General features: G+C 55.0%; 2 protein-coding genes. Both read left to right on the top strand.

What is annotated here, in order from left to right; all coding sequences use genetic code 11:
- Positions 1 to 34 precede the first annotated feature (34 nt).
- Positions 35 to 6,046 carry a hypothetical protein gene (locus P0Y58_14390; GenBank protein WEK28099.1) on the top strand — a complete coding sequence of 2,004 codons (6,012 nt, stop codon included), beginning with the start codon at positions 35 to 37 and terminating at the stop codon, positions 6,044 to 6,046.
- Positions 6,046 to 11,226 (top strand): RHS repeat-associated core domain-containing protein, encoded by a 5,181-nt coding sequence (locus tag P0Y58_14385; protein ID WEK28098.1) that lies wholly within the window; start codon positions 6,046 to 6,048, stop codon positions 11,224 to 11,226. Before P0Y58_14390 ends, P0Y58_14385 begins: the two co-directional genes overlap by 1 nt.
- The last annotated feature ends 36 nt before the right edge of the window (positions 11,227 to 11,262 follow it).

Below are 11,262 nucleotides of genomic sequence, written 5' to 3'. Positions count from 1 at the left end.
TAAAAAGTGAGTTCTTATCAAGAGGACTTACGCCATGCCTGCTACAACGCAGCCGTCGTTGGAAGATACCCGTGCAGCCGCATGGCAACCCTGCAACACGGGAATACCGTTGAACGACAAGTGGAGCAAAGCGGTACGTACTTTCCATGTGCATGATGCGATCACTGGCGAACCGCTAGATGGCTCTCCACTTTCGTTCACCTTCGGCAGCGATTCGACCCAGGACAAATGGCCCGCATTGGTGCGAGCGAAACTCGGGGAGCATGGCCTGGATGCTTTTTTGCGTTTGGGGACGGCCACATCCGCTACCGGCGATATCAACGCAGAAAAGACCATCGACTTCTGGCAACTGGGCAAACAGGTGCGGGTCTTCATCGCAGGTTTTGAAGAAACCGATAAAACCGCCATCTGGTCCTGTGCCTCGCGCAGCGCCATCGGCAGTGAAGCCACACTGGCGCAAACGTTGGAGGCCTTCGTCCAGGCCCCGGAAGGGGGTGCCGGCGAGCGCGATGTGCAATGTGCTTTGCACGATAAACAAAGCCGCAGGGTCATCCAGCAGTGGACCTGCACGTTGGACTACAACGCCGGCAAGGACGCCCTGTCGGTGCGGGTAAAGGCCCTGGCAGACAGCATCGACGCCACTCTCCAGATTCAGCATATCATTCACGACAGCGGCAAAGTGCTGACCTCCAGGAATGATAAAACCCAAACCGCCTGGACACTGAAACTGCCGGCTGCGTTGGACCTTGAGCTGACGGTGAGGCCGGTTGAGCCCGCGTTGAGCGGCGCACAGGCCCGATGGGTACGCTGCCACGCCGGTATTCCGCTGAATGACAAATACAGCGCGGCCGAGCGCAAGCTGGTTGTGCATGACGGTTACAGCGGCGAGCCACTACCAGGGTCGCCACTGACGTTCATCTTCGGCGACGAGAGGACCGCAGACAAGTGGCCCGCCCTGGTGCGAAAGCAGCTGAAGAACGCCGGCCTTGATGCGTATCTGCGGCTGGGTACCGAGGCAGAAAGTAATGGCACCATCGAGGCTGATGGCAAAATCGACTTCTGGCATGTGAACCGGCCTCTGCGGATCGACCTCGGTGGCTTTTTGGAAGCGGATAATGCAGCGCCATGGTCGTGCGCCTTGCGAGACGCCAAGGGTGCGCCAGTTACACTGGCGCAAGCCATGGACACTTCCATCCAGGCACCCACGGATGGCGCTGGCGAACAGACTGCGCTGTGCACCCTGCTGGACAAAAGCACCCGGCATGTCGTTCAGCAGTGGTGCTGCGAACTGGAGCACACGGCCAAGCCGAACCTGAGCGCTCGCGTCGAAGCGCTGGCCAAGAGCATCCATGACAACCTGCACATCAGGCATGCTGTTCACGACTTAGGCAAAGCCCCGGCAGCCAAGGGTGAACAAACAGCCTGGACACTGGCGCTGCCCGCTGCACTGGAACTTGAGCTGACGGTGAGTGACGCGCGTACTTCTATCGCTCAGGTACTTGACGAGTGCGTGCAACCTCCCGAAGCCGGGTTCGGCCAGCGGGTGATTGAACTGATCCTGGAAGACACCACCAGCAAAACCGTGGTCAAGAAGTGGCCATGCGTGCTGGATTACACAGATGACGAAGACAGCCTGCTCAGCCGTATCGATGCCGTTGTGGACAGTGTTAACACCCATGCGCCCATCCTGGCTAAAAAAAATGGGTCTGAAGACACCGTAGCAGCACACAAAAAAGACTTGTCGATCTGGTTCATGAACACTGCAGGGCTCAAGCTGACAGTGCGCCAGGCCCCAACGCTCTCTATCAACTTGGGCTTTCCGGGTCTGGCAGCTGATGCCCAGGACGATGACATCCTCCCAACGATGATCGGCTTCGAACCGGCCAGCATTGGTGGCGGCGCGCACGTGTGGCGCAGCCCTGGCTACCTGCTGGCGGACCGCGACCTGGCCATCGGTGAGCGATTGCAGGCCTGGGTTATCAGCGAGCAGGACGGACACGTGGTCAAGTCTGTGGCCTGGACAGCTGAGGCAGATACCTGCAACCAGAATGATTGGCCAAAAGCCTTCCTTGAGGCCATAAATGACGCACCGGATGCAGCGGACGGCAGCAAGGTGCTGTCTGCGGGTTACTTGGAACAAGCCGGTGGGCTTGAGGTTGCCAAGACAGGAAGTCCGGGTTCGGAAGCATTCAACAGACTGGACGCAGCCGCGAAGATGGAGCTCAACCGGCTGTGGTGCTTTGGTGAAGATTGCCGTCTGTTCAGCAATGCACCGTTCAAGGCCAATCAGGTCATCGCTGCGCGGGTGCCAGATGTGAGTTCGCCGACGGGTACGAGTATCGCTATTCAGGTACGGGATAGAACGACTCAGTATTTGTACGAAACCTATCTGTTTTCTCCCACGCACACGGAAAGATCAACAGGCGGGGCAAAGGCGTTGTGTGCGCACATCAACCAGTCCCACTCACAAAACGGCATGCTGCGGGCCGGGGTTTTGGGGGCTGATGGCGTTACTGTAGTACCAGAGGATGTAAAGAATGCGCTCTGGATACCGCAGTACTCGAACCTGTCTGTAGAGGTGGATGCGCTGACGTGGCGCAAACATCGTCGGGTACACGCTTCCAGCCTGAAAGCAGAAGATAAAATACAACTTATCGTGCTGGACAGTCTTTCCGGCGTTCACCTGCCTGGTTCGCCTTTTATTTATGCCCTAAAAGAAAAAGACACCGACCCCGGTCAATGCTTCAAAGCCTTTGCCGAAGCACTTCAAGAATCCCCCCTTGGAAAATACGTCCGTGCAGGCAGTGCGGCTTCAGCAGACGCATTGCCGATCGCAAGCGACTGCATGATTTGGGTCATGATGCTGCCGATAAAGGTATTTATGGTCGGCCCACTCGATTCAGGGGAAAAGAGCGAGTGCGCGCTCACCTCGGCCGACGGTCGTCTACTGACTTTCGGCGACCTTTATAAAGATTATAGAAGCGGATTATCCGTGACACTCACTGAACGCTGGAGCGGGAGAGCGCTCACGTCGTGCGAATGGCAAGCTGACTCCACAACAACGATATCCGAAGCTGACTGGCTCAAGGGGTTGGCCGCAGCATTGACACCTCTTCTGGACTCGGCATCTTTCATGACTTGGAGCGAAACGGCACAAAGTATCCCCTCTGCTGTCTCCAGCGAGTGCACCCTCTGGGTACCCGAAAGTGCGGACACTACATGCATCGTTCGACCTTGGCGAGCACCTGAACCCTGCACTCCACAAGCGCCACCCGCACTGCACCCGACATTAGTCTTCCTGCAAGATAAGCTGGCCTGTGAAGAAGCGATTGTCTATGCGGCACTCTATCTCAATGAGCTAAAGAACTCTGTCGACCGCATAAAATTCTCGCACCTCACGGCCTGGGGCGGAGAAGTCATCAGCGACGCGGATGTCGATAAACTTGATTACTGCATGCGAGGCGCTAAATTCGGCGTTGCGGCGCCGTGGATCACGCGATCGGCAGTGGTCCAGAGAATCGAGAACGATGCTCTCGGTCATCCCTATTATAACGGGTTGACCTACGGTGACCCGCACAAGGCAATGGAGTCTGCGGATCTGCCGGCTTTATTGGCATCGAGCATCGCTCGATCGGGACAGTTACCAGTACCTACCGATGTATGGCAAATGGGGTTGCCTCGCGACCATTGGGTGGACTGCGAAGCTTGTAACGAGGTGCGTGCTGTTTTTACGATGCGCACGCACCGTTATAGCAATATACTGATATCAACAGTAAAGAAAATTTTGAATCGGCGTGAAAGCGGCAACTATAAATTCGTCTTTGACGGTTCAAATATAGCGACTGTCATTCAAGCACTGAAGACCGCTGACTTGCTGTCAGTGGACGTGAACAAAATCATTAAATATTTCGACACGACAGCTACGGAAGAAGCTGAAAAGGCATTCGCCGATATGGACAAAAAAGTCTTCTACGATATGGGTGAAGATCTGCCCTTACCCTTTTACGAGAAAGTGTATGGCTTCGTAAAACGAGAACGTATTGCACGCGGCTGCTCTTGGCAACAGGCAGAGGAGTTCGGCATGCACGCCAAGCATCAGACTGCAGAGAAATTTCCAAACAAGGCCGAAGCGGCTAAAATTGCAATACCCCATATGAAAGCAGCTCTGCTCCACGTGGACAGCAACCTGTTAGAGCATCTCAACAGACTATTGAGTCATCATGAAATTACAAGCGCGATCATACAAGAGAATCTAGCCAAATTAAAAAGCGCCTTAATCCAGCATCCCTTCGTATATGCGTGTTCCTTGCAATTACAGCTCACTGCAGATGCTTATGAAAAAGGCATTCGTGTGGCGTCCAGCACCTCAGATTTTTCACCCATGGCGCTTGTACAATCTGCTCTCCTGCCTCTGCGCAGCACAGGTAGGCGCACCGGCGGGATTAGCGTATACGTACCGCAGAACGTCCATCTTCCAAAGGCTTTCAAGCTCTTCAGCGCAAGCTATGTGAGCGCTTCCAATATTGCTCGAGCGTGCGCTTTGCCACTATCGATCGACCCGCCAATTGTGGGTAAGCCTTTCTCGCCCAAGGACACGCTGTGCGCCGACTACACTGCGACACTTGGCTCTGAGGTTTATGACATTAGCGGCGCTGTCGAGAATGGTGTCGATCCGAAAACCGGCCTGTTCCACGCCCACTGCCCTGTCGGCGTCATCCGCGGCCTTGAAGGTAAAGGCCCGGAAATTGACCTGACGCTGCACTACAGCGCCACCCGCGCCAATGAAGGCGCCCTGGGTGACGGCTGGGCCTTCCGCTTCAGCGCCTACGACAATCGTCAACACCGCCTGACACTGAGCAATGGCCAGACCGTTACATTGACCGCCGAAAACGTGAGCGCGGCGCAGGGCAACAAGCGGCTGGCAATCAATGGCATCACACTCACCGGAGCCAACGGCAGCTTCGATGCGCTGAACAAGATAACGATTGTTTTTCCATCGGGACGATCAGAAACCTTGGCCAAGCCTGATCCTCACGACGGCGAGGAGCCGAGTGAGCATTTTAAAACCCTGTTGGTAAGTAAGCTGGGGCATATCAAGGCGAATCTCAGTCAGTGGCGAAAAGAAAGCGGGATCAGCAGCGAGCACAAAGCCGACTACGAGGGCAAGATCAAAAACATCGAAAAGATGCAAACGGATATGAACCGCAAGGCCTTCATCCTGGTGCCCGTTAACATTGAGTCCCCTCTCGGTGGAAAACTGACACTAGCATGGGCCGGTAGCAAAGGGCATGTAAGGCTGACGTCTATCGCCGATGGCAATACAACCTTGCTCAGCGCATCACATGAAGAACCGGTTGCGATCGGTAAGTACAGCAGTACATTTACAGTGTGGCCCGACAGCGACGAAGCCTATGACGTCAAGCTTACTATCGAGGACTGCCTGCTCACCCATTTGACACATCAAGGTCAACTTGAGGCCACGCCTGTGCAATCAGTCGTCTTCGGCTATCAACGCGAACCCGTGCTTGACCGCGTGCTTTGTTCGGTGGTCGAGCAAGATGGTTCGCTGGAAGTGGTGAGCTACGTACCTGAATGGCGAGATTGGGATATCAACGAAACCGCGATTCCCTTGTCGAGGGTCGGTCGACACACGCTGGTGCCAGGAGCTGGGCAGCAAAGCATCAGCCATGCCTGGCGCTATGAAGGGCACATCGATCATTTGCGTGATGACGGCAACACCTATAGCGCTATCTGCATGCAGGATAACGGCGACAGCAAACGCGCGCCTTTCACCCGACGAACCTGGATGCTAAAGAACGGCTTCCTGGTCCAGACCCAAGTCATCGAAGAGTTGCCCGGTGTCGCCCGCGAGACCACTTCCATGACTTACCCCGACACCGTCACCGCTGCCGACCCAGCCGTGAAGTACCGTCTGGGCACACAGCCGCTCAGTACTACGGTACTGACCGAAGACCTTAGGCCGCATCGCACCTCAACCGGCACAGCACTTGACCAGCAAGATCCGCCTGTAAAGGAGAGCAACTGATGAACGCCACCACCCAAAAAACCAGCGCGGTTACCGATTACGTGAAGTGCACCCTGGAAACAACCGTCTTCGAATATGACCAGCACACCGGAGCAGTGCTGAAAACGGTCACCGATGACGGACAGACCACACACTTCTGCTATTACCCTGCCAAGGTCGGCGACAGCAACGCGCCTGACATCAGCAAGCTGGTGAATGGGCTCAAGCTGGAAAAGAATGAGGCCGCTTTTCCCTCCAAACTACTGGTATGCCCCCAGGTTCCAGACCCAACATCACCCCCACTCATGGGCCAGTGCAGTTATCTGAAGTTTCCCGACGGAAGTCTATCGGACGTGTCCGTAACGCTATTTGGCTATGGCCACGCCCGTAAAGGCAGCAAGGGAGTGTTGATCCCCGATACCGTCATAACAATGGAAGGTGTCTCGGTGGACACCACCCAAACATGTTGGGCAATCACTAAGGCCAGAGGACGCGTGGGGCTTCTGGTTGATCTGCAGCAGGTAACGCATGCCGAAAGCAATGGCAAGACCACCACCACTTCGACTCGCTGGTACAAAGACAATGACGCTCGCCAGACCAGAGCGCTGACCGAGACAGTCAACGTCGACGCCACTGAAGGCACGTTACGAGCGAAAAGCGAGTCACCGCTGAAGGTAGGCGAGCTCAACCTGACCGCGGTCGTTTCCCACAAAATCCGCTCGGGTCGCAGCGACCGCATGCTGCGGGAAGCACAACAGGACGAGTCCGGCATCCCGACGTCGATGGTGTTTCATACCTATGACGCGTGCGATCGCCCGCTGGCCAGCACCACCTATGCCTGGGATCCGGCAGGATTTGAAAAGGGTCGCAGCAATGGTTTTAGCTCAAGTGGCAAAACGCATACCTGGTCAGGGCAAGGCAATGGCACTTGGGTTACAACATCCGGCCCGGATGGCCGCCTAGGGCGCACCCTGCTTGATGGCTTCCAGCGCCCGGTGCGACGCGAATTGCAAAGCAGGCCAGACAACGAAGGTAACAGCCACTTTGTAACCCTCGAAGAAATAACCTACGACAGCCTGGGCAATGTCCGCCAGCAGTGTACTTATGACTATCTTCCCGGCGGGTTGTGTGTACGCAACGAGGGCGTCAGTTTATCGACCAACTTGCGCGATTGGTTCTGGGAAGTGATCGAAGAGCATCCAGGTAACAAGGCGGATGGTACGCAAACTCGGCGGATGAGAAGCCTGACCGGCTCGTCGGTGCATGGCCTCATGCGAGGTATGGAGGAGATACAGACCAATCATCGCAGTGGCAGTGTAACGCTGTCGCGCAGCTTCATGCGGCCGACCCCTGACGGGAAAAAACTGGAAGATTTCGGTCTGCTCACTGAGCAACTCACCAACGCCCGTGGCCAGCACGTCAAAACCACGGAAACGATTGGCAGCATTACCCGAGAGTGGAAAACCGAATATGACGAACTGGGACGCCGCACGCAGATAATCGCTCCAGACGACACCGTGATCAAGTGGACATACCAGGGGTTGAGCCACGTCCCCATCAAAGTGTGTATGCTGCCCACATCAGGTACCGAGCTTCAGTTGGGCGAGCAGACACTGTACGGCGATGGAAACCGGGGCGATGACATGGCCACCAGAACCGTGGGCAAACCGGGCTCCAAACAGATAACGACATTTAATGCTAACGGAGTGCAACGCCCCGATGGCACCCTTGTATTCAGCGAACGGAGTGCTGACGGTGGCGTAACATCTTGGTACGCGCAGGGTAAACAGCCAAGTGCGCAAAAGAAACTTCTGTCCAGCTTCAGCTACAACGCCGTTACCCAGGCCATGCATGCCGAAAAACCTGCCGATGGGCTCATCAATCCAGACATCATCAGTTGTACGAGTTGGTCACCCCTGCTCCTGGGCCAAACATGGAACAGGCGCACCGTGCGCAGGGTGCAACAACTCGAAAGCTGCACGCGTTCGATGCGCAGTCATGTTGAAAGTGCATGCCTCGCCAGTGGTGTGGTCAGCCGCAGTTGGCAAGATGCGCAAAAACGTCGTAGCCGTGCCCGCCGCGGCCAGTTGGATTATCAATACTCTTATACGGCGCACGGCGCTCCGGAAAAAACCATCATCCATGATCGGCGCAGCGGCCGAACGTTGTCGGTCTCATACAGTTATGACTATTTTGAGCGAGAAATCCAGCGTGCCTATTGTCTGGATGGTGAGGAAAAAAGCCGCTACGAACTAAGTTGGTCGGTGATCGGGCAGTTGCAGCGCAAAACCTGGTACCGTAACGGGAGCGCCGAGGCAACACGAACAGAAACGTTCAATTACGACGAGAAACGCAATGAGCTCGAACATTGGACTGTCACGGCCAGCAAAGGCTTTGAGATACAGGATACCCATGCCCGGAGCCTTAAGGACCAAGCTTACACGTATGATGCACTTGGGAACATCACAAGTTGTATCAGCACGTTTGCAGATGGTGACAGCGAAATGCGTGTGTATGCTTACGAAGATGCCCTGCAACCGACGCAACGCACCAGCGTCAGCGTGACACCGACGCCCAAGGGCGGCAAGGCAGGTGAGACGACCACCTTGACGCTTGCCAGCAACAGCAATGGCAGCATCACCACCGATGAACAACGCAGAGTCTTCGCGTACACCGCTGAGGGACAACTACTGTCAGTCAGCGAAAATGCGCAGTCCACGCCGCTAGTCAGCTATGAGTACGACGAATATGGCCGGCTGGCTTCACAGTGGGACGAGCAGAAAAAACAGCGCTACGTTTTCCAGTACACCGGTGATCGCCTCTGCGGCGAAGTATGCCTGGATGGGAATGGAGACCTTCTTCGCCGCAGAATCCTGGATGAAGAAGCCGGGTTGGTGGTACTTCGCTACGACCACCGGGATGACAACGAGGTCGCGTATACCCACTTCAATCTACCCGACCCACTCAACGCCGGCGCGGAAGAGTATTCGGTAGACAAGACAGGCAAATGGTCCAGCGTTTCGGTAGGTTTCACCCCATGGGGTGAAGCCCCGCTTGAGCAACTCGGCAAACTGAGCAGCGGCTTGGGCTATAACGGACAGCGGGTTGACCCGGTTACCGGTAGTTATCACTTGGGCAACGGGTACCGGGTTTATGACCCTCGCCACCAAGCTTTTTTTCAAAGCGATACGCTAAGCCCGTTTGGTGAGGGTGGCCTGAATGACCGAGCGTATTGTGCCGGTCGGGACCCCGTAAACTGGCACGACCCCAGCGGGCATATCATGATCAGCCGTAGAGCTGAATCGACCCAACTGGCTTCCCTGGATGACATGATTCGAGACACCAAACCTCCTTATCACGAGCCGGCAGCCTGGTGGGAGTGGGTGCTTGCGGCGGGCTTTTTAGTTCTCGCGGTAGTCGGCTCTGTACTCACAGGCGGCTTGCTGGGGGTCGTACTTTTCGCTTTCGCGGCGGCCGCTTTCAGCCTGTCAGTCGCAGATATGTCACTACGACAAAGCAACCCGGCACTCTCGAGGAAACTAGGCTGGGCTTCGGCGGTGGTCGGTTTGTTCGACGCTTCGGGCAAAAGCTTGGGGAAATTGGGAAGTCTGTTGCTCAAAGGCGTGCGTCGAGGTATCCAAGGGCTTCATGCTCTGCGCCAATCGGTAAAACTGACCAGGTTAAAAGGCCTGTTCAAGTTCTCCCGAGCGTATAAATACCAGATCGGAAAAGTCGCCAGAAAAACTACCTCAGCTATTTCCCATTTGGATAATGGAGTATCGGCCGGCAGCATGAGGACGGTTACGCTAGGTGGTCACATCGAGTCGCCCCATTCGGTGATGCTCAGTAACAATCCAGAGCATACCGCTAAAATTTGGGTGGCGCATGATGACTACAATGTGAAAGCAGCATTAAAGCAAAATGTACTGCTGATGCAAGAAAGCTCAGATAACGTCTCCAAGACAATCAAGCAATGCGAGGGGTTAATTGCCACCACTGGTAAAACAGCGCCGCAAGCGGCCACCACTGAACTGCAAAACGCGTTAGAAAACCTGAAGGTAACCCAGAAAAAACTAATAGACACGCAGGTTAAAACGCTAGACAGTTCAGCGTCTCTGGTGGACGCAGATTCCTTGTTCAGGCAGGCCGACGAGGCGAAGATCCTGTTCAAACCCACCCAAGAGAGATGGAGCCTGCTCAAACGCGTTGTCCTGACAGGCTCAAACTTCTCTAACGATGACCAGATAATTAATCTGAAAAAATTCTTCAAGGAATACACCGTCCAGCCTGTGAACATCGCACTCTTGGATAGGCCCTTCTTCAAAGGCAAAGCCATCGCCGCCGTAGTGGCTGACGCAGATAAGATTATCAGTTCAAAATCGAAATCTCTAAACACGTCCGTTAGGAGCGCTAACAAGGAGCTCATGAACGCCCAACATCAAGTAAGACCATTGATGAATGACCTGATAGCGCTGAAGCATGAGCTTGACGCTGATATCCGCGTTTTATACAGGCAACTGACATCAATCAACCACACGCTGAAGGGTACACCGGCATATACCGATGCGTTAGCACGCTTCAATCAATTGACGCACAGTATTGCAGCATGCCGATTTGAGGTCAGCGAACCGCTTTACCGCCTCAAACTAATGTTCCATGGTGCAGCACCCCATTCTGCAAATAATCCCGGCCCTGGTGCTCTCGCGATTATTCAAACGGCACCCCCTATGCCAGGCACCTCTGTCCCATTAAAATCTTACTGGAATGCTCAAACGACCGTTGATCATCTGAGGCGGCTCAAGGACCCACTGGGCAACCCGGTTATCGACTTTCATAGTGTGGACGTCGTACAGTTAAATATGTGTCATGGCGGAGCCGGTGGTGACCAATCATTCGCTGCGGAGTTCGCCAGAATCCTAGGCAAGCCTGTCAAGGCCAATACTTATGTCCAAACGGTCAACTACTCAGTCGATGGCATCGAGGAACTTGCCCGAGCGGATTATTACCTCTCGAACAACAGCATGGTGGGGCTGTCTGAGAAGTACACGGCGGCTTTCAACACTGCGTCGTACTACCGCAGTTCGAAACTTCCACCCAATCCAAAGCTTCACGACGTTACCTATGATGCGCATTGGTACTTCCCACCTGGCACTCGTGGGCCTAAAACGCACCGGGAGCTTAAGCAGTTAATGGGCAGTTGAGCTATCAAACAAGGGCCTGTAAAGGTGCAGCCGAGA

Source organism: Candidatus Pseudomonas phytovorans (genome assembly GCA_029202525.1).
GTDB classification, from domain to species: Bacteria; Pseudomonadota; Gammaproteobacteria; order Pseudomonadales; family Pseudomonadaceae; genus Aquipseudomonas; species Aquipseudomonas phytovorans.
Note: the sequence above shows the minus strand (reverse complement) of the source record. Positions and strands in the feature narration are given on the sequence as shown.

Excerpts from the sequence above, each read along its gene's own strand:
- P0Y58_14390 (WEK28099.1), top strand. The coding sequence starts at position 35 with ATGCCTGCTACAACGCAGCCGTCGTTGGAAGATACCCGTGCAGCCGCA.
- P0Y58_14385 (WEK28098.1), top strand. The coding sequence starts at position 6,046 with ATGAACGCCACCACCCAAAAAACCAGCGCGGTTACCGATTACGTGAAG.